This window comes from Actinomadura rubteroloni (genome assembly GCF_002911665.1).
Classification (GTDB): Bacteria; Actinomycetota; Actinomycetes; order Streptosporangiales; family Streptosporangiaceae; genus Spirillospora; species Spirillospora rubteroloni.
Window position 1 is genome coordinate 2,520,664 of the sequence record NZ_MTBP01000001.1, and the last position, 25,366, is coordinate 2,546,029.

At 71.5% G+C, this 25,366-nt stretch carries 22 protein-coding genes and 1 tRNA gene; 16 read left to right on the top strand and 7 right to left on the bottom strand.

Translation table 11 applies throughout. The annotated features are described in order from the left end of the window. The first annotated feature begins 25 nt into the window (after positions 1-25). From BTM25_RS11215 to BTM25_RS11250, 8 genes are all read left to right on the top strand, one after another. On the top strand, positions 26-871 hold the full coding sequence (locus BTM25_RS11215) for a TIGR03936 family radical SAM-associated protein (RefSeq protein ID WP_103562606.1): 846 nt from the start codon (positions 26-28) through the stop codon (positions 869-871). Positions 872-1,076: 205 nt separating this feature from the next. Next, positions 1,077-4,100, top strand: a complete 3,024-nt coding sequence (locus BTM25_RS11220) for an Rne/Rng family ribonuclease (RefSeq protein ID WP_103562607.1) — start codon at positions 1,077-1,079, stop codon at positions 4,098-4,100. 275 nt (positions 4,101-4,375) lie between these two features. Beyond that, complete coding sequence (gene rplU / locus BTM25_RS11225; RefSeq protein ID WP_103562608.1) at positions 4,376-4,687, top strand: 50S ribosomal protein L21; 312 nt, start codon at positions 4,376-4,378, stop codon at positions 4,685-4,687. Between the two features lie 12 nt (positions 4,688-4,699). Next, positions 4,700-4,954 carry a 50S ribosomal protein L27 gene (rpmA, locus tag BTM25_RS11230; protein ID WP_103562609.1) on the top strand — a complete coding sequence of 85 codons (255 nt, stop codon included), beginning with the start codon at positions 4,700-4,702 and terminating at the stop codon, positions 4,952-4,954. Between the two features lie 95 nt (positions 4,955-5,049). Continuing rightward, positions 5,050-6,450, top strand: a complete 1,401-nt coding sequence (gene obgE / locus BTM25_RS11235; RefSeq protein WP_103562610.1) for a GTPase ObgE — start codon at positions 5,050-5,052, stop codon at positions 6,448-6,450. A gap of 28 nt (positions 6,451-6,478) precedes the next feature. Beyond that, positions 6,479-7,594, top strand: coding sequence for a glutamate 5-kinase (proB, locus tag BTM25_RS11240; protein WP_205648028.1), 1,116 nt, complete (start codon positions 6,479-6,481; stop codon positions 7,592-7,594). A 34-nt stretch (positions 7,595-7,628) separates the two neighbouring features. Further along, positions 7,629-8,882: a glutamate-5-semialdehyde dehydrogenase gene (locus tag BTM25_RS11245; RefSeq protein ID WP_103562611.1), complete on the top strand. Its 1,254-nt coding sequence runs from the start codon at positions 7,629-7,631 to the stop codon at positions 8,880-8,882. Between the two features lie 57 nt (positions 8,883-8,939). Then, positions 8,940-10,643, top strand: a complete 1,704-nt coding sequence (locus BTM25_RS11250) for a TIGR03767 family metallophosphoesterase (protein ID WP_103562612.1) — start codon at positions 8,940-8,942, stop codon at positions 10,641-10,643. A gap of 7 nt (positions 10,644-10,650) precedes the next feature. Here the strand turns inward: BTM25_RS11250 and BTM25_RS11255 are convergent, their stop codons facing one another. Continuing rightward, positions 10,651-11,691, bottom strand: coding sequence for a M48 family metallopeptidase (locus BTM25_RS11255; RefSeq protein ID WP_205648029.1), 1,041 nt, complete (start codon positions 11,689-11,691; stop codon positions 10,651-10,653). A gap of 106 nt (positions 11,692-11,797) precedes the next feature. Here BTM25_RS11255 and nadD point away from each other — a divergent pair, with 106 nt between their 5' ends. The 8 genes from nadD to sigJ all read left to right on the top strand — a co-directional run bounded on the left by nadD (position 11,798) and on the right by sigJ (position 17,796). After that, positions 11,798-12,400, top strand: coding sequence for a nicotinate-nucleotide adenylyltransferase (gene nadD / locus BTM25_RS11260; protein ID WP_103562613.1), 603 nt, complete (start codon positions 11,798-11,800; stop codon positions 12,398-12,400). A 161-nt stretch (positions 12,401-12,561) separates the two neighbouring features. Beyond that, positions 12,562-12,963 carry a ribosome silencing factor gene (gene rsfS, locus BTM25_RS11265; protein WP_103562614.1) on the top strand — a complete coding sequence of 134 codons (402 nt, stop codon included), beginning with the start codon at positions 12,562-12,564 and terminating at the stop codon, positions 12,961-12,963. Then, positions 12,956-13,609: a histidine phosphatase family protein gene (locus tag BTM25_RS11270; protein WP_103562615.1), complete on the top strand. Its 654-nt coding sequence runs from the start codon at positions 12,956-12,958 to the stop codon at positions 13,607-13,609. Before rsfS ends, BTM25_RS11270 begins: the two co-directional genes overlap by 8 nt. A 90-nt stretch (positions 13,610-13,699) precedes the next feature. Continuing rightward, a tRNA-Ala gene (locus tag BTM25_RS11275) sits at positions 13,700-13,772 on the top strand. A 190-nt stretch (positions 13,773-13,962) separates the two neighbouring features. Further along, positions 13,963-14,208 carry a hypothetical protein gene (locus BTM25_RS11280; RefSeq protein WP_103562616.1) on the top strand — a complete coding sequence of 82 codons (246 nt, stop codon included), beginning with the start codon at positions 13,963-13,965 and terminating at the stop codon, positions 14,206-14,208. 484 nt (positions 14,209-14,692) lie between these two features. After that, on the top strand, positions 14,693-15,499 hold the full coding sequence (locus BTM25_RS29150; RefSeq protein ID WP_146059027.1) for a hypothetical protein: 807 nt from the start codon (positions 14,693-14,695) through the stop codon (positions 15,497-15,499). Between the two features lie 168 nt (positions 15,500-15,667). After that, positions 15,668-16,777: a tetratricopeptide repeat protein gene (locus tag BTM25_RS11290; RefSeq protein WP_103562618.1), complete on the top strand. Its 1,110-nt coding sequence runs from the start codon at positions 15,668-15,670 to the stop codon at positions 16,775-16,777. A 113-nt stretch (positions 16,778-16,890) separates the two neighbouring features. Further along, a complete protein-coding gene (sigJ, locus tag BTM25_RS11295) occupies positions 16,891-17,796 on the top strand; it encodes an RNA polymerase sigma factor SigJ (RefSeq protein WP_103562619.1) in 906 nt (301 codons plus the stop codon). Between the two features lie 40 nt (positions 17,797-17,836). Here the strand turns inward: sigJ and BTM25_RS11300 are convergent, their stop codons facing one another. The 6 genes from BTM25_RS11300 to BTM25_RS11325 all read right to left on the bottom strand — a co-directional run bounded on the left by BTM25_RS11300 (position 17,837) and on the right by BTM25_RS11325 (position 25,351). Then, positions 17,837-19,102: a hypothetical protein gene (locus tag BTM25_RS11300; protein WP_103562620.1), complete on the bottom strand. Its 1,266-nt coding sequence runs from the start codon at positions 19,100-19,102 to the stop codon at positions 17,837-17,839. A gap of 117 nt (positions 19,103-19,219) precedes the next feature. After that, positions 19,220-19,957, bottom strand: a complete 738-nt coding sequence (locus BTM25_RS11305) for a GntR family transcriptional regulator (RefSeq protein ID WP_103562621.1) — start codon at positions 19,955-19,957, stop codon at positions 19,220-19,222. Between the two features lie 51 nt (positions 19,958-20,008). Continuing rightward, positions 20,009-20,881 (bottom strand): alpha/beta hydrolase, encoded by an 873-nt coding sequence (locus BTM25_RS11310; protein WP_103562622.1) that lies wholly within the window; start codon positions 20,879-20,881, stop codon positions 20,009-20,011. Then, positions 20,878-22,590 carry a fatty acyl-AMP ligase gene (locus BTM25_RS11315; protein WP_103562623.1) on the bottom strand — a complete coding sequence of 571 codons (1,713 nt, stop codon included), beginning with the start codon at positions 22,588-22,590 and terminating at the stop codon, positions 20,878-20,880. Before BTM25_RS11315 ends, BTM25_RS11310 begins: the two co-directional genes overlap by 4 nt. Next, positions 22,587-23,534: an alpha/beta hydrolase gene (locus BTM25_RS11320; protein ID WP_103562624.1), complete on the bottom strand. Its 948-nt coding sequence runs from the start codon at positions 23,532-23,534 to the stop codon at positions 22,587-22,589. The genes BTM25_RS11315 and BTM25_RS11320 overlap by 4 nt, the downstream gene beginning before the upstream one ends. Further along, positions 23,531-25,351, bottom strand: coding sequence for a class I SAM-dependent methyltransferase (locus BTM25_RS11325; RefSeq protein ID WP_103562625.1), 1,821 nt, complete (start codon positions 25,349-25,351; stop codon positions 23,531-23,533). Before BTM25_RS11325 ends, BTM25_RS11320 begins: the two co-directional genes overlap by 4 nt. Between the last annotated feature and the right edge of the window lie 15 nt (positions 25,352-25,366).

The following is a 25,366-nucleotide window of genomic DNA, read 5'->3' on the forward strand; positions in this document are numbered from 1 at the left end:
AGGAAGGACGAAGGCCCTGGCACCCATGCCGGAGGGTCCTGCACCGGCCCCCGTGATCCAGCGTCTGCGGGTCCGCTACGCCAAGCGGGGCAGACTGCGCTTCACGAGCCATCGCGACATATCCCGGGCCGTGGAACGCGCCGTCCGGCGCGCCGGGATCCCGGTCGCGTACAGCGCGGGATTCACCCCGCACCCGAAGATCTCGTACGCGGGTGCGGCGGCCACCGGGGTGGCCAGCGAGGCGGAGTACCTCGAACTCGGGCTCACCGAGCCGCGCGACCCCGAACGGGTCCGTCGCGAGCTCGACGCGGCCCTGCCCGGCGGACTGGACGTCGTGGACGTCGTGGTCGTGCCGCCGGGGTCCGGCCGGGCGAGTGCCCTGGCCGACCGGCTGGAGGCGTCGGAGTGGCGCGTCCGGCTGGACGGGATCGGGATCGACGAGGCCGCCGCAGCCGTGGCGGCGTTCCTGGCCGCCGAGGCGGTCGAGGTCGAACGCCTCACCAAGAAGGGTCGGCGCCGTTTCGACACGCGGCCCGCCGTGTCCCGCTGCGAGCTGGACCGGCGTGCCTCGGAGGCGGCGGATGCCCCTTGTGCGATACTTCGCATGGTTGTCCGGCATACCACTCCTGCCGTACGACCCGACGACATCCTCACCGGACTGCGCCAGATCGCCGACCTCGCGCCGCCGTCACCGCCGTTGGTGACCAGGCTGGCGCAGGGGCCTCTGGACGCGGCCACCGGTGGCCTCACGGATCCGCTCGGACCCGATCGGGAGACCGCGCAGCCGACCGGCGATGGTGCCGGCACGGCGGCCGTGCCTGCCCTTCGCCCGCCGGCCGTGGGCGTGGATGCCGCCGGCGCTCACCCCTAGGGGACTGTGCCGTGCTCGCCACGGTACGGGCCCGCGACATGCGGGCGGGCGCACCCCCGACGACTTCGTCGGCGCGCCCGGACGACCGTCCGGACGCACCGGCACCGAGAACTGAGGAGCGTTCCCGCGCGGCGCACCGCACGTTCCCGCCCTGACGGGCGGGACGGCGCGGTCGCGCCCGGGAACCTGACGGGAGATTGCCCGGATGCTTGAGAACGAAGCCGAATCGGCCACGGCCGCCGGCACCGCACAGGTGAAGAAGCCGGCGCGCACGACACGCCGCGCCGCGAGCAGGCCCGCGGGCCCGCCGCCGGAGGTCGAGGAGGCCGCAGCGCCCGTCGTGCCGGCCCTGGAGACCGCCCCGGCCGCGCCCGTGCGCAAGCCGAAGGTCACGCGGACGACGCGCACGCGCAAGAAGGTCGTGCCGGTCGAGCCCGCCGAAGAGTCCACCACCGGATCCGCCGCCGAGCCCGCCGCGCTCGCGACCGGGACCGCGTCCACCGCCGGGACCGAGGCCGCGCCGGCCGCCGGGACGGCGCCCGAGGCCGCGCCGGCTGCCGGGACCGCGACCGAGGCGGGGACCGCGACCGGGCGCAAGGCCGGGCGCGGGTCCGCCCGCAGCGGCACCGCCGCGTCCGCCGCCGGGGGCGCGTCCGAGGACGCCGCGTCCGCGCGCGGTGGCAAGGACGCGGCCGAGGCCGCCCCGGAGAGCGCGGCCGAGCCTGCGGCGGACAAGCCCGCCGCGCGCTCCCGGACCCGCCGCCGCACCGCCGCAGCGGCGCCCGCCGTCGAGGCCGTCGCCGCGCCCGCCGAGCCCGAGACCGAGACGGCGCCCGAGACGGCGCAGGAGCCGCAGGCCGAGCGGCCCGCCGCGCGGACGCGGTCGCGGCGCCGTGCCGTCGCGCCCGCCGGGCCGCCGCCCGAGCCGCCCGCCGAGGACACCGCGCCCGCGCCGGCCGAGCCCGTCGCCGCGCCCGCCGACGGCACGCCCGCCGAGCCGGACACCGAGGAGGGCGAGACCGGCGTTCCGGCCGGGATCCCGTCGGTGACGTTCCAGCCGCCGATGGTCGTGTTCCAGCCGCCGCAGCCGACCGCGTCCACGCCGCGCACCGAGCGCGAGGCCGTCGCCGTCGAGGAGACCGCCGAGACGGCCGAGCCCGCCGCCACCGCCGAGGAGGCCGCCGAGGACGATGAGTCCGCCGAGCGGTCGGGCCGTCGCCGGCGCCGCCGGGGCGGCCGGGGCCGGGGCAAGAGCGGCAAGGACGGCGCCGCCGACGAGGGCGGCGACGAGCCGGCCGAGGCCGAGCAGCCCGCGCCCGAGAAGGCGAAGAAGGAGACCAAGAAGGAGGCCGTCGCGCCCGCCGCCGAGGCCGAGGCCGAGGACGACGACGAGCAGGGCGACGGCGAGGGCACGGGCAGCCGCCGCCGGCGCCGGCGCCGCCGCCGCGCGGGCGCCGAGGACGCGGTCGCGGCCGACGAGCCGAACACCGTCGTGCACGTCCGGGACGCGCGGACGGTCGAGGACGAGGTCCAGTCCGTCCGGGGCTCCACCCGCCTGGAGGCCAAGAAGCAGCGCCGCCGCGAGGGCCGCGAGCAGGGCCGCCGCCGCCCGCCGGTGATCACCGAGGCGGAGTTCCTGGCGCGCCGCGAGTCGGTGGAGCGGACGATGGTCGTCCGCCAGGAGGGCGAGCGGACGCAGATCGCGGTGCTGGAGGACGACGTCCTCGTGGAGCACTACGTCAACCGCGCGACGAACCAGTCCTACGTCGGCAACGTGTACCTCGGCAAGGTGCAGAACGTGCTGCCGTCGATGGAGGCGGCGTTCGTCGACATCGGCAAGGGCCGCAACGCCGTCCTGTACGCGGGCGAGGTCAACTGGGACGCGTCGGGGCTGGAGGGCCAGCCGCGCCGCATCGAGGTCGCGCTGAAGTCGGGCCAGTCGGTGCTGGTGCAGGTCACCAAGGACCCGATGGGCCACAAGGGCGCCCGGCTGACCAGCCAGATCTCGCTGCCCGGCCGCTACCTCGTGTACGTGCCGGACGGCTCGATGACGGGCATCAGCCGCAAGCTGCCCGACAAGGAGCGCGCCCGCCTCAAGCAGATCCTCAAGAAGATCATGCCCGAGCACGCCGGGGTGATCGTCCGGACGGCCGCCGAGGGCGCCACCGAGGAGGAGCTGTCGCGGGACGTCGCGCGGCTGTCGGCGCAGTGGGAGAACATCCGCAAGCAGCAGAAGACGGCGTCGGCGCCGTCGCTGCTGCACGGCGAGCCGGACCTGACCGTCCGCGTCATCCGCGACATCTTCAACGAGGACTTCGCCAAGCTGGTCGTCGCGGGCGACGGCGCGTGGGACACCGTGTCGGAGTACGTCCACTACGTCGCGCCGCACCTGCAGGACCGGGTGGAGCGCTGGGAGGGCGGCCGGGACGCGTTCGCCGCCTACCGCGTGGACGAGCAGATCGCCAAGGCGCTGGAGCGCAAGGTGTGGCTGCCGAGCGGCGGTTCGCTGGTCATCGACCGCACCGAGGCGATGACGGTCATCGACGTCAACACCGGCAAGTTCACCGGCCAGGGCGGGAACCTGGAGGAGACGGTCACCCGCAACAACCTGGAGGCGGCCGAGGAGATCGTCCGCCAGCTCCGGCTGCGCGACATCGGCGGCATCATCGTGGTCGACTTCATCGACATGGTGCTGGAGAGCAACCGGGACCTCGTCCTGCGGCGGCTCGTGGAGTGCCTGTCGCGGGACCGCACCAAGCACCAGGTCGCGGAGGTGACGTCGCTCGGCCTCGTCCAGATGACGCGCAAGCGGGTCGGGCAGGGGCTGCTGGAGGCGTTCTCGGAGACCTGCGAGTGCTGCAACGGCCGCGGGATCCACCTCCAGCCCACGCCGGTGGAGTCCAAGGACGCCAAGGCGCAGGGCAACAGTGGCACCAAGGAGCCCGGCGGGCGGCGCCGCAAGCGCAAGGGCGACGTGGAGAAGGCGGTCGAGGACAAGCTCGCCCGCCAGGACGCGGCGCGGGCCGCCGACGATGACGACGACGACACCGACGAGTCCGACCCGCAGGCCGTGGTGGAGGCCGCCGAGGCCGCCGCCGAGTCGGCCACGGCGGCGCCGGGCGCGCTGACCGCCGACGAGCCGGTGGAGACCGAGGAGTCCGAGCCCGCCGCGACGGCGGGCCGCCGCCGGCGCACCCGCCGGACGAAGAAGGACGAGCCCGCCGAGTAGCGGCCGGTCGGGGACCCGGACGCGGTTCGCGTTCGGGTCCCGCGATCCGGTATTCTCAAATGTCGGCGCGCCGTCGGCGCGCCTGCGACCGCCCGGAATCTCCGGGCGCGTCCCCGCCGCCGCCGCGGCGGGCCCTGTTCAGAGCGCCGGTGGATTCCTCCGCCGGTGTGCCGCCCTCGGCGCGATCCGGGGGTAGGCCCTCGTCCGAGGGCTGGTTTCGACCACGCGTGGGACCGGTTGAGCCCGGAAGCGCGCGCAGACGAGAGGTTTCCGCGGTGTACGCGATTGTCCGCGCAGGCGGCAGGCAGGAGAAGGTCGCCGAGGGCGACGTTCTCACCGTCGACAAGCTGACCGGCGAGCCGGGTGACTCGCTGACCCTTCCGGCGCTGCTGGTCGTCGACGGCGACAACGTCGTCAGCAAGGCCGCCGACCTGGCCGGGTACCAGGTGACCGCCGAGATCGTCGGCGCCGTCAAGGGCCCGAAGATCAACATCATGCACTACCGGAACAAGACCGGGTACAAGCGGCGGATGGGTCACCGCCAGCCGTACACCGAGATCAAGATCACCGGTATCTCCGGGAAGTAAGGGAGCGGGGCAATGGCACACAAGAAGGGCGCATCGTCCAGCCGGAACGGTCGTGACTCCAACGCCCAGCGGCTCGGTGTCAAGCGCTTCGGCGGCCAGGTGGTCAACGCCGGCGAGATCATCGTCCGCCAGCGCGGCACCCACTTCCACCCGGGACCGGGCGTGGGCCGTGGCGGCGACGACACATTGTTCGCGCTGGTCGAGGGCGCGGTGAAGTTCGGGCGCTACCGTGGCCGTAACGCCGTGAGCATCGTCCCGGCGGAATAGGTCCGCGGGCCGAGAAGGCTTTTTCGAGGGGCGGACCGTACGGTCCGCCCCTCGCTCTGTCTGACGGCGGAGCGAAACGATGCCGAGGAGGGGCCGTGGCAGCGGGTGCCGGGTCGGGCGCGCAGTTCGTGGACCGCGTGGTCCTGCACATCGTGGCGGGGAACGGCGGCAACGGCTGCGCGTCCGTCCACCGGGAGAAGTTCAAGCCGCTCGGCGGCCCCGACGGCGCCAACGGCGGCCGGGGCGGGGACGTGATCCTGGAGGTGGACACCGGCGCCGCGAGCCTGCTGGAGTACCACCGCCGTCCGCACCGCCGCGCCCCGAACGGCCGGCAGGGGCAGGGCGGGCACCGCACCGGCGCCGACGGCGGCGACGTGGTGCTCACCGTCCCGGACGGCACGGTCGTCAAGTCCTCGGACGGCGAGGTCCTCGCCGACCTGGTGGGCGAGGGGACGCGGTTCGTCGTCGCCGAGGGCGGCCGGGGCGGGCTCGGGAACGCGGCGCTGGCGTCGGCCAAGCGCAAGGCGCCCGGGTTCGCGCTGCTCGGCGAGCCCGGCGACGAGCGCGACATCGTGCTGGAGCTGAAGAGCGTCGCGGACGTGGCGCTGGTCGGCTTCCCGAGCGCGGGCAAGTCCTCGCTGATCGCGGCGCTGTCGGCGGCCAAGCCGAAGATCGCCGACTATCCGTTCACGACGCTCGTCCCGAACCTCGGGGTGGTGAGCGCGGGTGACACGACGTTCACGGTCGCCGACGTGCCGGGCCTCATCGAGGGCGCGAGCGAGGGGCGCGGGCTGGGCCTGGAATTCCTGCGGCACATCGAGCGGTCGTCCACGCTCGTCCACGTGCTGGACTGCGCGACCCCCGAGCCGGGCCGCGACCCGGTCGCCGACTTCGACGTCATCGAGCAGGAGCTGCGCGCCTACGACCGGGTGCTCGGCGACCGTCCGCTGTCGGACCGGCCCCGGCTGGTCGTGCTGAACAAGGTGGACGTCCCGGACGCCCGGGAGATCGCGGCGATGGTCCGTCCCGAGTTCGAGAAGCGCGGCCTGACGGTGTTCGAGGTGTCGGCGGCGAGCCACGAGGGCCTGCGCGAGCTGACGTTCGCGATGGCCGAGATGGTCGGGGAGTACCGGGCGTCGCTGCCGCCCGCCGAGCCGACGCGGATCGTCCTGCGGCCGACGCCCGTGCAGGGCAAGACGGACTTCGCGGTCAGGGAGACGGGGGAGAACACCTACCTCATCACCGGCGACAAGCCCGTCCGGTGGCTGCGGCAGACCGACTTCACCAACGACGAGGCCGTGGGCTACCTCGCCGACCGGCTGGCCCGGCTCGGGGTCGAGGAGGCGCTGCGGGACGCGGGCGCGGAGGCGGGCGCGACCGTCCTCATCGGCACCCCGGACGACGCGGTCGTCTTCGACTGGGAGCCCGAGATCGCCGCGGGCGACGGCGTGGCCGGCCCGCGCGGCACGGACCGGAGACTGGACGGACGTCGCTGACCGCCCCCGAACCCCCGAGGTAACGACCGTGAGCAGTCGTCGTGCAGAGATCGAGAAGGCGCGCCGCCTCGTCGTGAAGGCGGGGTCGTCGTCGCTGACGACCACCGCCGGGACGATCGACGTGGCGCGCATCGACGCGCTGGTGGACGTCCTCGCGGCGCGCCGCACGGCGGGCACCGAGATCGTGTTCGTGTCGTCGGGGGCGATCGCTGCGGGCCTCGGGCCGCTCGGGCTGGCGCGCAGGCCGCGCGACCTCGCGACCCAGCAGGCGGCGGCGAGCGTCGGGCAGGGCCTGCTGTTCGCGCAGTACACGGCGGCGTTCGCGCGGCACGGGCTGACGGTCGGGCAGGTGCTCCTGACCGCCGACGACATGATGCGCCGCTCGCACCACCGCAACGCGCAGCGGACGCTCGCGCAGCTCCTCGCGCTCGGGATCGTCCCGATCGTCAACGAGAACGACACGGTCGCGACCGACGAGATCCGGTTCGGCGACAACGACCGCCTCGCCGCGCTGGTCGCGCACCTGACCCGCGCCGACGCGATCGTGCTGCTGTCGGACGTGGACGCGCTCTACACCGGCGACCCCCGCAAGCCCGGGTCGCGGCGGATCGGCGAGGTGCGCGGCCCGTCGGACCTGGACGGCGTCGAACTCGGCGCGTCCGGCCGCGTCGGCACCGGCGGGATGATCACGAAGGTCGAGGCGGCGCGGATCGCGGGCGTCCCGGTCGTGCTGACGGACGCGGCGTCGGCCGCGCGGGCGCTCGCGGGCGACCCGATCGGCACCTACTTCCATCCCGAGTCGCCGCACCTGATGTCGGGCCGCCACCTGTGGCTCGCGCACGCGACGACCGGGCACGGGCGGGTGCTGCTGGACGCGGGCGCGGTGGACGCGGTCGTCCGCCGCCGCAAGTCGCTGCTGCCCGCCGGGGTCACCGGCGTCCAGGGCGACTTCGCCGCGGGCGACCCGGTGGACCTGTGCGACAACGCCGGCCGGGTCGTGGCGCGCGGCCTGGTGAACTACGACGCGGGGGAGATCCCGGACCTCATGGGACGTTCCACCCGCTGGCTGTCCCGGGAGCTGGGCCCCGAGTACGAACGCGAGATCATCCACCGCGACCGCATGGTGGTCCTCGCCGACGGCTGACCCCTTATCCGAGATCGACCGTGAAGGAGCCGGTATGACGGACCGCGAGGACTTCGAGCGCGCCGGGCGGCGGGCGAAGGACGCGGCGGCGGAGCTGGCGCCGCTGACCCGCGCGGTGAAGGACGCCGCGCTGCACGCCGTCGCCGACGCGCTGGAGGCCGCGACCGCCGAGATCGTCAAGGCCAACGCCGAGGACGTCACGCGGGCGCGCGCGGCGGGCACCGCCGAGGCGATGATCGACCGGCTGAGCCTCACGCCGGAGCGGATCGCGGCGATCGCCGAGGCCGTGCGGTCGGTCGCGGCGTTGCCCGACCCGGTCGGCGAGACGGTCCGGGGGAGCGTCCTGCCGAACGGGCTGGACCTGCGGCAGGTCCGGGTGCCGCTCGGCGTCGTCGGGATCATCTACGAGGGCCGTCCGAACGTCACGGTGGACGCCGCCGCGCTCTGCCTGAAGAGCGGGAACGCGGCGCTGCTGCGCGGCTCGTCGTCGGCCCACACGTCCAACTCGGTGCTGGTCGACGTCATGCGGCGGGCGCTGGCGGGGACGCCCGTCCCGGCGGACGCGGTCCAGCTCGTCCCCGGCACGAGCCGCGAGTCGGTCAAGCACCTCATGCGGGCGCGCGGCCTGGTGGACGTGCTGATCCCGCGCGGCGGCGCGTCGCTGATCAACTCGGTGGTGGAGGAGTCGACGGTCCCGGTGATCGAGACCGGCGTCGGGAACTGCTCGGTGTACGTGGACGCCGCCGCCGACGTGGCGATGGCCGTGGAGATCCTGCTGAACGCCAAGACGCAGCGTCCGTCGGTGTGCAACGCGGCCGAGACGCTGCTCGTCCACGCCGACGTCGCGGACGCGTTCCTGCCCGCGGCGCTCGCGGCGCTGGCGGAGAAGGGCGTGACCGTCCACGGCGACGAGCGCGTGCGCGCGTACGGGGACGCGGTCGTCCCGGCCACCGAGGACGACTGGGACACCGAGTACCTCTCGCTGGACATCGCGGCCCGCGTCGTGGACTCGCTGGACGACGCCGTCGCGCACATCCGCCGGCACGGCTCGGGCCACACCGAGGCGATCGTGACGGCGTCGCAGCCCGCCGCCCGGCGCTTCACCGCGCGGGTGGACGCGGCGGCCGTCATGGTCAACGCCTCGACCCGGTTCACCGACGGCGAGGAATTCGGGTTCGGCGCGGAGATCGGCATCTCGACGCAGAAGCTGCACGCGCGGGGGCCGATGGGGCTGCCGGAGCTGACGTCCACCAAGTACGTCGTGACGGGGGACGGGCAGGTCCGGTAGCCGTCCTGTGACAAATCGGGTCTTGCTGTAACACTTCGGGTGTGGTCTGATCCGGGGGTGCGCCCTGCGATCAGCCGCCGCCGCGTCCTGCTCGGCGCGGGGCTGGCGTCCTCCGGACTCGTCCTGCCCGCCCGTCCCGCGTCCGCCGCGCTGCGCGGCCCGGCGGCCGGGACGACCCTCGACCGCACGCTGCTGCTCGGCTCCGGCCGGTTCCGGCGGATCGTCGCCGGTCCCGGCGAGCCGCATCTGCTCCGCCGGGACCTCGGCGGCGCCGCCGCCCGCGACCGCGCCGCCCGCCGCGCCGGGCTGGTGGCGTTCGGGCAGCTCACCGACGTCCACGTCATCGACGCGCAGTCCCCGGCGCGGGTGGAGTTCGCCGACCGGTTCAAGGACCTGCTGTCCGTCCTGCCGGTCGAGGGCGCGTGGCGGCCCCAGGAGACGCTGACGACGCACGTCGCCGAGGCGATGGTCCGGGCGCTGAACCGGGTCGGGCGCGGCCCGGCGACCGGGCTGCCGCTCGCGTTCACGATCAACACCGGGGACGCGGCCGACAACGTCCAGTACAACGAGCTGCGCTGGATCATCGACCTGCTCGACGGCCGGACGATCCGCCCCGACTCCGGCGACCCCACCCGGTACGAGGGCGTGATGGACCGCGTCGTGTACGACGACCGGTTCTGGCACCCGGACGGCCCGCCGCCGGGCGGCCGCGCGGACGTCGCGCTCGCCTCCCACGGGTTTCCGCGCGTGCCCGGCCTGCTGGACGCGGCGCGCCGCCCGTTCCGCGCGACCGGGCTCGACTCGCCGTGGCTCGCGGTGTTCGGCAACCATGACGGGCTCGTCCAGGGCAACCTGCCGCCGAACCCGCTGGTCAGCGGGCTCGCGACCGGCGGGTTCAAGATCAACGCCCCGGCCGGCGGGGAGCAGGCGGCCCGGCTCGCCCGCGCGCTGACCGGCGCGGACCCTGGGGCGCTGCCGTCGCTCGGCGGGCTGCTGCGCCCGGTCACGCCGGACGCCCGGCGGCGGCTGCTGACGCGGGCCGAGGTCGTGCGGGAGCACTTCACGACATCCGGCGGGCCGCGCGGGCACGGGTTCACCGCCGCCAACCTCCGCGACGGGACGGCCCACTACGCCTTCGACCGGGGGATCGTGCGGGGGCTCGTCCTCGACACCGTCAACCCGAACGGCTACTCCGAGGGCTCGCTGGACGCCGCGCAGTTCGCCTGGCTCGAAGCCCAGCTCACGGCGGGCAGCTCCCGGTACCTGGACGGGTCGGGCAAGCGGGTCGGGCATCGCGTCAAGGACAGGCTGTTCGTCCTGTTCAGCCACCACACCATCGCCACGCTGGACAACCCGCTCGGCGGCGGCCGGATCCTCGGCGACCAGGTGAAGGCGCTGCTGCTGCGGTTCCCGAACGTCGTCCTGTGGGTGAACGGCCACACCCACCGCAACGAGGTGCTCGCGCACCGGCGGCCCGGCGGCGGCGGGTTCTGGGAGGTCAACACGGCCTCGCACGTCGACTTCCCGCAGCAGAGCCGGATCGTGGAGATCGCCGACAACCGCGACGGGACGCTGTCGATCTTCGCGACCGTCCTGGATTCGGCCGCGCCCGACCTGTTCGGCGGACGCACCGGCGACCCGCTCCACCTGGCGTCCCTGTCCCGGCAGGTCGCGGGCAACGACTGGCAGGACGAGCCCGCCGCGCGCCGGGGTGCGGCCGAGGACCGGAACGTGGAACTGCTCGTCCCGGCCCCCTTCTAACCGCCCGTCAGTTCTGCGCGGACGTGTCCCCGCCGCGCCGCGCCAGCTTGTCGAACAGGCCGCCCGCCGCGCCGGCCGCCGCGTCCGCGACGTCCTTCACCTTCCCGACGAACGGGTCGGCGCTGCGCTCCCACGAGTCCTTGTACGACCGCGCCGCGTTCTTCACCTCGTCGGTGACCTTGGCGTTCGCGTCGTCCGCGCGGCGCGGGTAGTCGCCCGCGAGGATCCGCAGGTACTCGCCGTCGGACGCCCACCGGTCGATCTCGGCGAGCCGGACGACCGCGAACGGGTGCGACTGGCCGAGCAGGTTCAGGAACTTCAGCATCCCGTCCCGGACGTCGCCCGCCTGGTCGTACTCGCGCGCCTGCTGGAGGAACGCGTCGGTGTTCATGTCCGCCAGCCGCGTCCCGCCCGCCATCTTCATCAGCGCCCGCTTCACCGCCGCCGGGTCCTGGCCGGTCAGCAGGCCCGCGCGGTCGCACGACAGCTCGGACTTGCGGTGCCACTCGCGCAGGCCCATGAGGATCGCCGCGATCCCGAGGTTGCCGAGCGGCAGCCACGCCAGCCGCGACCCGAGCCGCGTCAGGATCATCATCATCGTCTGGTACACCGAGTGGCCGGACAGGATGTGCCCGACCTCGTGCCCGATGACGAACCGCAGCTCCTCGTCGTCGTGCAGGTCCAGCAGGCCCGTCGTGACCACGATGAACGGGTGGTCCGCGCCGATCGCGTAGGCGTTCGCCGCCGGGTTCTGCTCGACGTACACCTCCGGGACCTCGGGCATGTCCAGGATGTACGCGGCGTCCCGCACCATGTCGTACAGGTTGTGGAACTGGTTCTCGCTCGCCCGCACCGAACTGGCGAGGAACGTCAGCCGGATCGCCCGCTCGTTGAACAGCCCCGAGAGCCGCCGCAGGACGACGTCGAAGCCGGTCAGGGAGCGCAGCGCGACCAGGGCCGAGCGGTCCGCAGGGTGTTCGTAGGCGCGGGAGCTGATCCCGGGAAAGCGCGTGCGCGCACGGTCCGGTGTGTTCGTCATGTCCGGCATGCTACGTCCGACGACCGGAACGTCCCGCGAGTTCCCCGGTTCCCGGGAATTGGGTCCCTGCGGGGCGGAAGATCGTCCCGGTTTCGGGACGACTATTCTCGTCGGCATGACGCAAAAGCGGCGGCTGGGGATCATGGGCGGGACGTTCGATCCCATCCACCACGGCCACCTCGTCGCGGCCAGCGAGGTCGCGCACGTGTTCGCGCTGGACGAGGTCGTGTTCGTGCCGACCGGGGTGTCCGCCCACAAGGGCCACACGAACGTCACCCCCGCCGAGGACCGCTACCTCATGGCCGTGATCGCCACCGCGTCCAATCCCCGCTTCTCGGTCAGCCGGATCGACATCGACCGTCCCGGCGCGACCTACACCGTCGACACCCTCCGCGACATGCGCGCCCTCCACGGCCCCGACACCGACCTGTTCTTCATCACCGGCGCGGACGCCCTGGAGAAGATGCTGACCTGGCACGACAGCGAAGAACTGTTCGGGCTCGCCCACTTCGTCGGCGTCACCCGTCCCGGCCACCGGCTCGCCGACCCCGGCCTGCCGTCGGGCCGCGTCAGCCTCATGGAGGTGCCGGCGCTCGCGATCTCGTCCACCGAGTGCCGCGACCGCGTCCAGGACGGCGAACCGATCTGGTACCTCGTTCCGGACGGGATCGTCCAGTACATCAACAAACGCTCCCTCTACCGGCCCGACGGCGGCTGAACAGGAAAGACGGAACGGGGACGCCGGATCCCGCCTACCCTGGAAGGGGCATGACCGGAGCCGGACGGACCATCCGGAACCGGTGGACAAGGGTCATTTCGGGGCCGCCATGAGAGGCTGTCCCGGAACCGACCCCCGACAGGGAGGATCGCGAGCGCATCGTGACCGCATCCGACAGGGCCGCGCAGCTCATCCGTACCGCCGCCGAAGCGGCGGGGGACAAGCTGGCCGACGACATCCTTGCCTACGACGTGAGCGAGCAGCTCGTCATCACCGACGCGTTCCTGCTCTGCTCGGCCGCCAACGACCGCCAGGTCCGCGCCATCGTCGACGAGATCGAGAAGCGCCTGCGCGACGAGACCGGGGCCAAGCCCGTCCGCCGCGAGGGCGAACGCGAGGGCCGCTGGATCCTCCTCGACTACGTGGACGTGATCGTCCACGTCCAGCACCAGGAGGACCGCGTGTACTACGCCCTCGAACGGCTCTGGAAGGACTGCCCGCTCATCGAGCTGCCCGAGGGCGTCAACACCCACCGCGCCCCCGTCGGGAGCGCCGGTGACTGAGACCCGCACCCCCGGCAAGCGCCGCCTCGTCCTGTGGCGCCACGGCCAGACGGCCTGGAACCTGGAGAACCGCTTCCAGGGCAAGACCGACGTCCCCCTCGACGACACCGGCCGCTCCCAGGCCCGCCGCGCCGCCGCCCTCCTCACCGCCCTGCGGCCCACCGCGCTCCTCGCCTCCCCGCTCCAGCGCGCCGCCGACACCGCGCAGGCCCTCGCCGACCTCACCGGCCTGCCCGTCCGGCACGACCGCGACCTCATCGAACGCGACGGCGGCGTCTGGGAAGGCCTCACAGGCGCCGAGATCCGCGAACGCTACCCCGCCGAGCAGGCCGTCTGGCAGCCGCCCGGCGGCGAGACCAGCGCCCAGGTCGCCAAACGCGTCGGCACCGCCCTCGACCGCGCCCTCGACGACCTGCCGCCCGCCGGCGTCCTCGTCGTCGCCTCCCACGGCGCCGCCCTCCGCCTCGGCCTCTGCCACCTCCTCGGCCTCCCCGAAGAGACCTGGGAACGCCTCGGCGGGCTCTCCAACTGCTGCTGGTCCGTCCTGTCCGAACGCCGCGACGGCGGCTTCCGCCTCACCGAGCACAACGCCGGAACGCTGCCCGAACCCGTCCTCGGCGACGACGGCCCCGCCGTCGGCCGCTGACCGTCCGCCCCGCGACAACCGATTCGACCCCCATCGCCACCTCGGCTAAACTGGCCACGCGCTACGGGATGAACGTCCACGTAGCCGCACGGGGCTATGGCGCAGTTGGTAGCGCGCCTCCATGGCATGGAGGAGGTCTGGGGTTCGAATCCCCATAGCTCCACGAGTCGGGCCACCGTGGTCGGCGCTTCGCGCCTTCCCCGGTGGCCCGCAGTGTTTTCCGGGGGGACGACCCCCCGAACCCCCCGATGTGGGGGCTCCGCCCCCACGCCCCCTCATTGGTGAGCCGACTCCGGAACTCCTTCTTCGGCTCGGCTGGGAATAAGGTCGATGCCGGGAAGGTATTTTGATCGGTGACGGAGACCAGTGGTTACATTATTCTCCCTCTGTTCGGCTTGATCGCCATCGGTCTCGGTGCGGCATGGCTGAAGTGGTCCCTTCGCTACATCGGGTGGATGAAAGGTTACGCGGGTCCCGACAGGGACCTGCGGTTGCAGGAATATGAGCCGCTGCGCCGCTCGGGCTACTTTCCCATAGCGGCTGGTATCATTTGTTTCATATCGACTGTCGTTTGGCTTATCAAGGCGTTGGTCAGGTGACGTGGGACAGGATCTTGTCGTTCGGCGATGGCTCGGCGAGGAAGTCCTCGCCACCGGAGTTTATTGATTTTTTGCTGACGTTCGTTCTTTCGCCTGTCATGCTGGCAATCGGCCTGGTCGTCCTGTTCAATGTCAACGGTGTGATAACCCGGTGGGCGCAGTCTCCCGAGGTGCCGGAGAAGTTGCGGCGGCTCCCCCCGTGGCGCGACAGGGATCTCGTACGGCAGCGGAGAATCACGGCTCGTATGGTCGGGTCCATGTTCGTCCTCGCCGGGGTGTTGGGACGATCGGTGTAATCCAGCGATGCATTGGCCTCCTTTTTCACTAGCCGGTCGGATCTGGAATCATTGGCGACCCTGTCGCGGTCCCCGTGGCGCTCGGTCTGATCGGAGCTGGGCTGCGCAGTCTCCAACCGACTCTCACGCAGAACCGGCGTGCGGTGGCGAGGCGGTGTTTCCAAATGCTTAATCATATATATTGTCAAATGACAATCGAAGCTCCTGATGGAGAAAATACCGCCGCAGGGCTTTCGAGCTGGTTCGCCGAAGTCCTATCGGCCTTTGCTCGAAGTGGGGAAGCCGAGGGAGGGGCCGGCGAAGGAGCAGGGCGTACGGCGGCTATTTCGGTCAATGAAGGAAGACTACGCAGGTTTCATCGACTCGAGCACGCTCGTGACGCCGTATTCGATGTGTTGGCCAGCGGTGAAACGGACGTGCTCCTGAGCACATCTGGTGCGGCTGAAGGTGAACGGGACACGCGCTTTGTAACAGTCGAAGTTGGGCGCGAGAAGAAGTATGGTGAATTCTTTAGCCTCGATGCGACGCTAGGCGTAGCAGACTCATTCCTTGTTGACAAATCATACTGCTCGGCTCTTCGGAACATCCCTGTCGCCGTTTGTGAGCATGCCCGCGCCGTGTTTGGCAGTATCGGTGATCGCAATCTTCTGGGGATGACCTCTCTCGACTTTGCTCTCAGGCGTTCCAGGCGCGCATCCTTGAGTGAGGCGCGCAGATATCTGCGCGGCTACTCTTGGCTGACTATTTGCCCGCGCGAACTAGCACAAAAGTTTGACGATGTCGCGCTCCTGATAGAATCTGGAGCCTTTCGAGGCGTGCAACAAAATGCCGACGGCTCTCTCTTGCTTTGTGCTACATCGTCCATTGGTGAATATGATGAGAACGCCATGGAAAGAGTGTTCACGGCCTTGTCTCCGATAATTGCACCCGGGAGCCCCCATTTTGATCCAGCTTATCCGGATCTCAAAGTTGTATACCGAGATGCTCATCGCTAGTGTCCGCGTGAATGAGGTTTCAAATGTTCGGGGCTGGTGCGGTCGAGATGGCCGGGGGCCGATGTGCAGGAATCGCGGCCGTGGGTCCGGCTCGCAGCGTGATCAATTCTCAAGAGCTGGTCGGAACCTCTAGGGCGGGCCAGGGCAGGTCAAGCGGGGTGAAGGAACATGGCTGACGACTTGATGGCTCGTGCCGAGGCGCTCGAAGCGACGGATACGGACGGGGCCAGGCTCCTCTATCGGGAAGCGGTTCGGATAGGCATCCCGCAGGCCGCCTACCGCTATGGCGAGCTCCTGCTGGATCTGGAAGAATTCGATGAAGCGGAGCGTGTGCTGCGCGACGCTTTCAGTGGCGGCGATCTGTCTTGTGTTCACCCGTTGGCGGATGTGCTCGTTGAAACCGGCCGTGCTGATGAAGCCGTAGCGGCTCTGCGCCGTTCTTTTGGAGCGGGCGACGTCAGGTCGGCGCTGCATGCAGCGGTCATTCTTTCGGATGTCCTGGACGATCGGCGGGAAGCTGAATCCTGGTACCGGCGCGCTATCGATGCGGGAGATCATCGCGCCAAAAACGACTACGCTTCTTTTCTCGCCGAAGATCCGGCGCGTTACGAGGAGGCCGAGCGGCTCTATCGCGATGCTATCGCGGATGGCGATGATCTCGCACTCGGCAACCTCGGCGGACTTGAACTCGATCGCGAAAACTTCACAGCTGCTGTGCGGCTATTGGCCCAGGCGCTTGAAGGCGGTAACCACAAGGTTCTGCTGCAGCTTGCCGAAGCCGAAGAGGGTATTGGGAATCTGGATCGAGCGGAAATTCATCTGGAGCAGGCCGTTGCGCATGAAATCCCTGGAGCGCGCCTGGCTCGAACGAACTTTCGGGCGGCCCATCGGCTCTCAAATACTGAAGAGATTGAGCGCGAATATCGGGCTGCACTGGCTGACGATGAGGAAGACGCTGCATTCTATTATGCGTTGTATCTAGGTGACATCGGTCGAGTGGACGAGGCAATTCGATTGTATCTCCGTGCCATCGAGGAGGGCTCGGACTCTGCCCAGAACAACGTGGCGCTTCTCTATGCTGATTGCGGCAAGTACGATAAGGCCGAACATTACTTCCGGCAGGCCATCCAGTTCGGTCAGCTCAATGCGGCGCTAAACTACGGAATGATGCTCAAAAGAGTGGGCGAGCATGCGAAATTGGCGGACGTGGTCGCTGAAGCCCGGGGGCTTGGCGCCACGTCGCAGCAGATCGCCGAGCTGCTCAAAGATGATTCTTGATGGCGTCAGCGCACTGATGTAGCGGCGCCGCACCACGCCGCCGTTCATGTGCGGCATAGGGGGTCGCCGGGGTGGGTTGAAGGCGCGCCGGGGCGGGGCGGGATGCTTGGGGGGTGGACGGGTTTGTTGAGCATCGGGATCGGCTGGTCGGGGTTGCGTACCGGGTGTTGGGGCGGGTCGCCGACGCTGAGGACGTCGTCCAGGACGCTTATCTGCGGTGGGCTGCGGCGGACCGGGGTGACGTTGAGGATCCTGAGGCGTTTTTGGTGCGGGTGACGACGCGGCTGGCAATTGATCGGTTGCGGCGGGCGCGGGCGCGGCGCGAGGTGTATCCGGGGGAGTGGCTGCCTGAGCCGGTGTTGACCGAGGACGTCGGTGAGCGGGTTGTTCGGGACGAGTCGGTGACGTTGGCCGTGCTCGTGGTGCTGGAGTCGTTGTCGCCCTTGGAGCGGGCTGTGTTCGTGCTGCGGGACGTGTTCGGTGAGTCGTACGGCGCTATCGCGGAGATGATCGGGCGGCGGGAGCCTGCTGTCCGGCAGCTTGCGGTGCGGGCTCGGGCGCATGTGCGGGAGGCCAAGCCGCGTTATGAAGTCGATCGGGAGCGGTGGCGGGAGGTTTCGGACCGGTTCTTTCTGGCTTGTGCCACGGGTGGGGTGGATGAGCTGATCGCCACGTTGGCTCCGGATGTTCGGCTCACCGGGGATGGGGGTGGGGTCATGCCTAACGCGCGGCGGGTCGTGCAGGGGTCTGAGCGGACGGCTCGGCTGTTGCGGGGGATTCTGCACGGCGCGGGGCGCGACCATTTCTTGGACCGGCTCGGAGCAGGCCCGGACGATGTCGGTGTCGCGTTCGTCAATGCGAATGGGCTGCCGGGCGTGGTGCTGACGCTCCGGGAGCGTCCGGTCGCGTTCTTGCAGCCGTTCGTGGCGGACGGCCTGGTCCGCGAGGTGTTCGTCATCACCAACCCGGAGAAGATGGCGGGGCTGGTGCCGGGCGGGGTCGCGCCCGTCAGGGCCTGACGGCGGGAGCGTCCCAACGCGGACGCCCCCGCCCGCGCGGTCAGGTCACCGGGTTGTCGACCAGGTAGACGGTCGGGGACGGCTTTGCGCACGTCGCCGTGGTGGGCGTGCCGCCGTCGAAGGACAGGGTCGCGGTCGCGCCGCCGAGCGATACCTGCACGCTCGACGCGCCGGACGCGGGATTGAACGGGCCTGCGGTCAGCGTGCCGTCCTGCGGGAGCGGCACGACGATCTCGTGGTCCCGCGTGAGCGTGGTCGTGGGGATCGCGATGCCGCTGTCCGGGATGACGTTGAGGCTCTGCGGGGTGCCGCCCTCGACGTCCAGGGTCAGGTTCGTGACCTTGCCCGAGACGGTCTTAGCGCCCTGGTCCAGCAGCTTGTTCACGGTCTCCTTCGGCACGGTCAGCGCCCCGGACGCGTTCGTGAACGAGAACGAACCGGACTTGCTCACCGTCAGCGGGATCCCGTCCGCGCCGACCGCGATGCCCGCGCCGTAGGTCTGGCCGTTCCAGACGCACTGGTACGGCGCGTTGATGATGCCGGCCAGTTCACCGGACTTCGGTTCGCCGAAGTTCAGCGGTGCGCCCTGGATCTTGGCGGGGGCCTGGCCGGACGCGCCGCCGACCGCGATCGTCAGCAGCGCGTTGCCGCCGCGCGGCTTGCAGTCCGCGGTGATGGGCAGCGAGAAGCCCCAGCTCGACTTGAGGTCGACCTTCGCGACCGCGCTGTTGAAGCCGAGCGTCACCTTGCCGCTCTGCGGGGCCTTGTAGGGGCCGACGTCGAACGGCTTCTGGCCAGCCGCCGGGAGCCCGACCTTCAGCGGCTTGCCCGCGACGATCGGGATGTCCTTGATCGAGATCGGGTCCTTGGCGATGTTGACCGCGTCCGGGGTCGAGTGCGTCGCCCCGATCGACATGTCGCTGATCGTCGCGTCGGCCTTGTCGAGGCCGAGGATCGGGGCGAGGGCCGTCAGCCACTCGGGGAACGTGATGCTGCCCGAGCCCTGCGTCAGCCAGAACTCCTGGCCGGGGCCGAGCTGCACCGGCGCGACGCCCTGGATGTCGACGTCCAGCGGGAGCCACAGGACGGGCAGGACGCCCGCGAAGTTGATCGTGCAGGCGATGGGGAGCTTGAACCGTCCGGTGTCGACGCCGACGGCGGGCAGGTCCGTCGGCTGGATCGCCCGCGCGGACGGCATCGCGGTCAGCGTCGAGGCGAGCAGGGCCGCGCCGGCCGCGAGCGCGGCGCGGCGGGAACGGGGGCGGGGGGCGCCGGCGGGCTCGGCGCGTCGTGGTCTCGGCCGCATGGGCTTCTCATCCTTCACCTCGGGGACACTCGTGCCACAGTTTGTGTCACACAGTTGCCCCGTGCCTATGCAGCCGAATGAGCGTCCTCAGGAGAAATTCTGCGTACTTTTGAAGGCTCAGCTCGCCGGCTGGGCCTGCAGGGAGAGCCGCAGCCGCTCGGTCACCTCGGCGTGCCACGGGTCCAGGAGCGCGAGGGCCGCACGCGCCGCCTCCGCGTCGCCCTTCTCCCACGCCGTGACGACCTGGTCCCACCACCACACATGGGCGCCGGCGTCGTGGAAGACGGCGTCCAGCACTTCAGGGACGTCTCCGAGCATCGGGCCGAGTGAGTTCAGGACACCGAGCAGGATCCCGCCGCCGATCGCCGACGACCCGGCGCGCAGCACGTCCAGGACGCCCTGGTGCACGTCGGTCGGCGACGCGTCACCGCTCGCGACCAGCCGGTCCAGCCGGGACAGCGCCTGCCGCACCGGACGCGGGTCGTAGGCCGCCGGGTCGGCCTCCAGCTTGGTGACCACCGACGCGTAGACGATCGACAGCGTCTCCAGCAGGTCCCGCAGGATGCGCACCGAAGTCTCGGGCAGACGGCGCGAGAAGCGGAACAGGTAGCGCCATGTCTCGATCCCGCCGCGCGCCTCGATGTCGTTCACGACGACCCCGAGCCCGTGGTGCGGCTCCACGAACCCCATCGCGCGCAGTCGCGCCAGCACGAGCTGGACGGTCGTCGGGTTGACCGCGTGCTCCTCGGCGAGCCGGCGGATCGACGGGAGCCGGTCGCCCGCCCGCAACTGCCCCGAAGCGATCTGGAACGCGATGCGCTCTGTGATCTCGTCGACCATCGTGCTGCGGGTCATGGGGCTCCTGCCGGTTCCTTCGCGGGTGACCCACAGTGTAAGGCTGCGGTTTCAGGCCGAGACGGACCGCATCAGCAGGGGCCACGCCCGGTGCAGCTCCCGCTCCCAGTAGGGCCAGGAGTGGGTGCCGTCGCGGTAGAGATGGGTCGTGTACGGGATGCGGTGGGCGCGCAGGCGGCGCAGGAACGGCCCGACCGTCGACCGGACGGCCGGCTCGGCGAGGTTGGCCGGGCTCCATGGCGCGTCCGGTGGGTCCAGCGGCCCCGGCCTGCCGGTGAGCCCGGCCGACAGGTGCAGCCGCGTCCCGCGCAGGCGCGGCGCGAGGTAGAGCGGGTCGCTGGCGCGCCAGTGCCGGTCCTGGACGATCGGCAAGCCCCACATGCGCAGCGGGTTCACCCGTCCGGCGAGACCGGTGGCGGCGAGCAGCCCGACCATCGTGACCGGCGTCCGGATCGAGCACGGCGCGCTGAGCGCGGCGACCGCCCGGAACGCGCCCGGCGCCAGCGCCGCGCTGAGCAGCGCGCCGTATCCGCCGCCCGACACCCCGGCGACGGCGCGCGCCGAACCGGCCCGGTACCGATCGCGCATGAGCCGGTACACGTCGCGGACGTGGAACGTCTGCCACTGCGGTCCACGCCGCCAGTTGGTGTAGCCGCCCGCGCGTCCGCCGTCGGGCATGACGATCAGGACGTCGTCGTCGCGACTCAACCGTTCGAGATCGGTGCACCGCGTCCACGACGTGCAGTCGTCCAGCCCGCCGTGGTGCAGCGTGACCAGCGGCCACGTCCGGGACGCGTTCGGCGACCAGCCCCGGGGCAGCAGCACCTGGACGCGCAGCTCCTCGCCGGGCACCGAGTCCGCCCGGACGGTCAGGATCCGCAGCCGCTCCCCGGCGCGCTCGTCGTCCAGGACCTCGACGCTCACCGGAACCGGCCGGCGCGGTAGGCGTCGCGGCAGGCCGTCCGGGTCAGCTTCCCGCTGCTGGTGCGCGGCAGCGAGCCCGGCTCGACCAGCACGAAGTCGTCCACGGTCAGCCCGTGGTCGCGCTGCACGGCGCCCCGGACGGCGGCGGCGACGGCCGCGCTGTCCAGCCGCCGGACGGGCACGCGCCGGTTCCGCTCGGCCACGACGACCAGGCGCTCGCCGCCGCCGGAGGTGTCGGCGAACGCGGTGACGTAGCCCGCGCGGACGCCCGGGTGGGCCGTCGCGGCGGTGTGCTCGACGTCCTGCGGGTAGTGGTTGCGGCCGTCGATGATGATCAGGTCCTTGTCGCGGCCGGTGACGTAGTACTCGCCGGCATGGCGGAACCCGAGGTCGCCGGTGCGCAGCCAGGGCCGGGCGGGCAGGCCGTCGGCCGGGTCGGCGAGGACGCCCCGGAAGGTCTGCTCGGTGGCGTCCGTCCGGCCCCAGTACCCGGCGGCGACGTTGGCGCCGTGGACCCACAGCTCGCCGACGCGGCCGTCGGGCAGGACGCGCCCGTCCGGGGCGACCACCGCGACGTGCTGCCCGAACGGCGTGCCGCAGGACACCAGCGTCGCGGCGTCGTCGTCGGCGGGGCGGGCCACGCCTGCGGCCAGCGCGGCGCGGTCGAACGCGGCGGTCGTGGGCGGCGTGCTCGGCGAACACGCGAGGACGTAGACGGTGGCTTCCGCGAGCCCGTACGCGGGGGACTGGGCCTCGGCGCGTAGCCCGCAGCTCGCGAACGCAGCGAAGAACTCCTCCAAAGTGGCCGGACGGATCGGTTCGGCGCCGTTCAGCAGCATCCGCACCCCGCTGAGGTCGAGTTGCCGCTTCTCCTCGTCCGTGACGTGCCGCGTGAGGTACTCGTACGCGAAGTTGGGTCCGGCCGTATAGACGTCGCGCTGTGCACTCAGCAGCTCCAGCCACCGCAGGGGCCGCATGACGAACGCGACGGGGTCCATGAACACGCATGGGTTGGCGTGGACGAGCGGAAGTGCCGCTGTAAACACCAACCCCATGTCGTGGAACAGCGGCAGCCAGCTCACCCCGCTGGACGTACGCGGCGTCGCCTCTCCGGCATGGTGGAGCTGCACGGCGTTGGCGGTGAGGTTGCGGTGCGTGATGACGACACCCGCCGGCACACGCGTGGACCCGGACGTGTACTGGAGATACGCGATGTCGTCGGGACGGATCGGTTCGTCGGTCCAACGACCGTCGCCGACGCGGTCCGCGAGCAGGACGCCCTTGGGCCGCGTCCCCTGCTCGTCCAGGAACGTCTCCACCCGGTCGGCGGACGCCGACGTCGTGATGACCGTGGACGGCTCCGCGTCGCGGTACACCGACGTCAGCCGGTCGGCGTGGCCCGGCAGGTCCGGGCTGAACAGCGGCACCGCGACGACCCGCGCGTACAGGCAGCCGAAGAACGCGACCAGGTAGTCCGGCGACTGCGGGGCGAGGATCGCGGCGCGGTCGCCGGGGCTGCTGGTCTCGCGCAGCGCGGCGGCGACGGCGCGGGCGCGGCGGTCCAGCTCCGCCCAGGTCAGATGCGTCCGGACGCCGGCCGGATCGGTGGAGTGGTCCACGAACGTGTAGGCGGTCTCGTGCCCGAACTCCCACGCCCATTGCGAGAGCCGGAGGATCAGCGGGCGCTCGTCGGCGGGGAGGGGGCTCATCGGGACGCTCCGAGCGCCCGCATGATCAGCGGCCAGGCGGTGTGCAGCTCGTGCGTCCACTCGGGCCAGGCGTGCCAGCCGTCGCCGTAGATGTGGCTGGTCACCGGGATTTTCAGCGTGTGCAGTCGGTCCACGAACGATCGGTTCATCTGGCCGATGAGGATCTCGCTGAGCTGCGTGAGCCGCCACACCCCGCCGGGCGGCGTGTACGGGCCGTTCATGCCGGTGGTGCCGCTGGAGATGTAGAGGCCCGTCCCGCGCAGGTGCGCGGCCTGGACGTACGGGTCGTGGGCGCGCCAGTTCGCGTCGTCGCGTCCGGGCAGGCCGAAGATGCGGAACGCGTCCGGGCCGGAGCCGAGCAGGTTGACCGTCGTCAGGAAGAGCTGCATCCCGTCCATCGTGAGATGGGTGGAGCCGCTGAACGACGCCGCGTACTCGTACATGCCGGGATGCCGTGCGGCGTAGGCCACCGCGCCCTGCCCGCCGGACGAAACACCGAGCGTGGCACGTCGCGTCCCCGCGTGGTAGCGCGCCATCAGCTTCGGGAGTTCGACGGTGTGGAACGTCTCCCAGCGCGGGATCCCGCCCTTGCCGTCGTTCCACCAGTCCACGTAGCTGCCGTTCTCGCCCCCGGACGGCATGACGACCATGACGTCGTAGCGCGCGGCCAGCTTCTCGATATCGGTCTCGCGCGTCCACGAGGTGTAGTCGTCGCGTCCGCCCTGGAAGGCGTACACCACGGGCCACGTGCGCCGGGTATTGCGCGTCCATCCGCTCGGCAGCAGGACGCGTGCGCTGACGTCCTCGCCCACGTTCGCGGAGTGCCACGTCAGGTCGAGCGTCCGGGCGTCCACCCACCGCTCGTTGACCGTGGTGCCCGCGTGGGCGGGGGGCGCCGCCACCAGACCGAGGGCGACGATCAGTGCGCCCAGGAACTTCCTCATCCCGCCTGCTTCCGTGCCAGGATCCGATACGCGTTGCTGTTGGTGCGCCGCAGGGGCAGCGTCGCGACGTCCGCGACGATCGCGGCGCCCATGAGCGGCGCGGCGAGCAGGAGCGTCCCGAGGACGCCCGCGTACTCGCGGCGCCCCGGCGGGCGCGGCCACCACGGCCGGTCCACGTCCAGGCCGAGCCGGTTGACGACGGCGGCGGCCGACGCGACGAAGTCCGGCCCCTGGTCGGCCTCGCGCCGCTCCACCGCCAGGACCTCCATGCCGCGCAGCTCCAGGGCCTGCCGCAGGTTGCCGAGCGGGATCATGTTGAGGTGCTGCGGCGCGAGCCACGGCACCCAGGAGCCGCGCAGGACGCGCCCGAACCACGATTCGGGGTCGGGCATCTCCAGGAGCAGGTGCCCGCCGGACGGCAGCGCCTTCACCGCCGCGTCCAGCTCCGCCAGCGGCTCGGCGGTGTGCTCCAGGTAGTGGTGCATGCTGATGACGTCGTAGCGTCCGTTCAACCGGTGCGCCGCCGCAAGAAACGCGCCGCGATAACCGTTGTGGACCCAGCCGCGGGCGACGGCCTCCTGGACGCCGGCGCTCATGTCCAGGCCGTCGAACCGCGTGCGCGGCAGGACGGTCCGCGCCGCACGGCAGAAGTGCGCCTTGCCGGTGCCGACGTCCAGCCACGCGCCGGGCTCGGCGAAGCGGCGGACCATCGCTGCGCGGGCCAGGTACCAGGCGGTGTTGGAGCTGAAGATGCGCTCGGCCAGGACGTCGCCGAGGCCGTCGTAGACGTCCTTGTAGTAGAAGTCCAGGCCCTCGGGGGTGAGGCGGGGGTTCTGGAAGACGTGGCGGCAGTCGCGGCAGCGGTCCAGGCGGAACGTCCCGGGCTTGCCCTGGAGGACGTCCCGGACGGTCACGAGCCGACCGATCCGCTCGGAACCGCACCACGGGCAGTCGTTGCGGCGGGGTCCGGCGAACCGTTCGACGCCCTGGTCGATCTGCGCCCGGTACCAGACGCGCGCCTCCTCGCGGCGGGCGATGAGACGTCGTTCCCAGCGGGTGCGCGGGGCGCGCAGCGTCCGCCAGATGGACCACGGCGTGTGGACGAGACGGGTCACCGTCACCCGGGGCAGGTCACGCGGGATAACCGGCGTGCCTGCGAACACCACGCACGGCAGTGCGCAGTACAGCGCGGCCACCAGCAGCCCGTACGGCCAGGCCAGCGCCACGCACGCCAGCATCAGGAGGTAGCCCACCGCCGCGGCCATGAGCGTCTGCGGCAGGGCCAGCGTCTGCGGGATGACAAGGGCCAGCGACCGTAGGCGCGACCTCCGGAATTGGATGCGGTCGTGTGCTCGCACGTCCGCGACCACCAGGTCGGCCGCGCCGGTGTAGAGCCTGAGCCGTGCTGTGGCCTCGCCCAGTTCGTCGGGGTCGAGGTCCTCGGTCGCGGCGATTCCGGACCGTGCCAGCGCCTCGGCATCGACCAGCAGGGCGTAGCAGGCGCCGCGTCCCATGCCGAGCGTGTCGTCCCGGTAGCGGCGGACGTCCAGGTGCCGGATCAGGTCGAGGGCTTCGTCCACCGGGAGGTCGGACGGGACGAGGTCCAGCATCGCCAGCCCGTGCTCGCGCGCATGGGCCTCGGCGGCGGCGCGCACCGCGTCCGGGACCGTCACGCCGCGCGCGGTCAGCAGCGTGTACGCCGCGCCGCCGCCGGGGCCGGACGGGCGCAGGCGGTCCAGAGCCGTCAGGCGCCGCCGCAGCCGGATCGCGTTCGCGGCCATGCAGGCGGCGACCAGGCACGCCAGTGCGATCGTCACGGCCTCCGCCTCCTC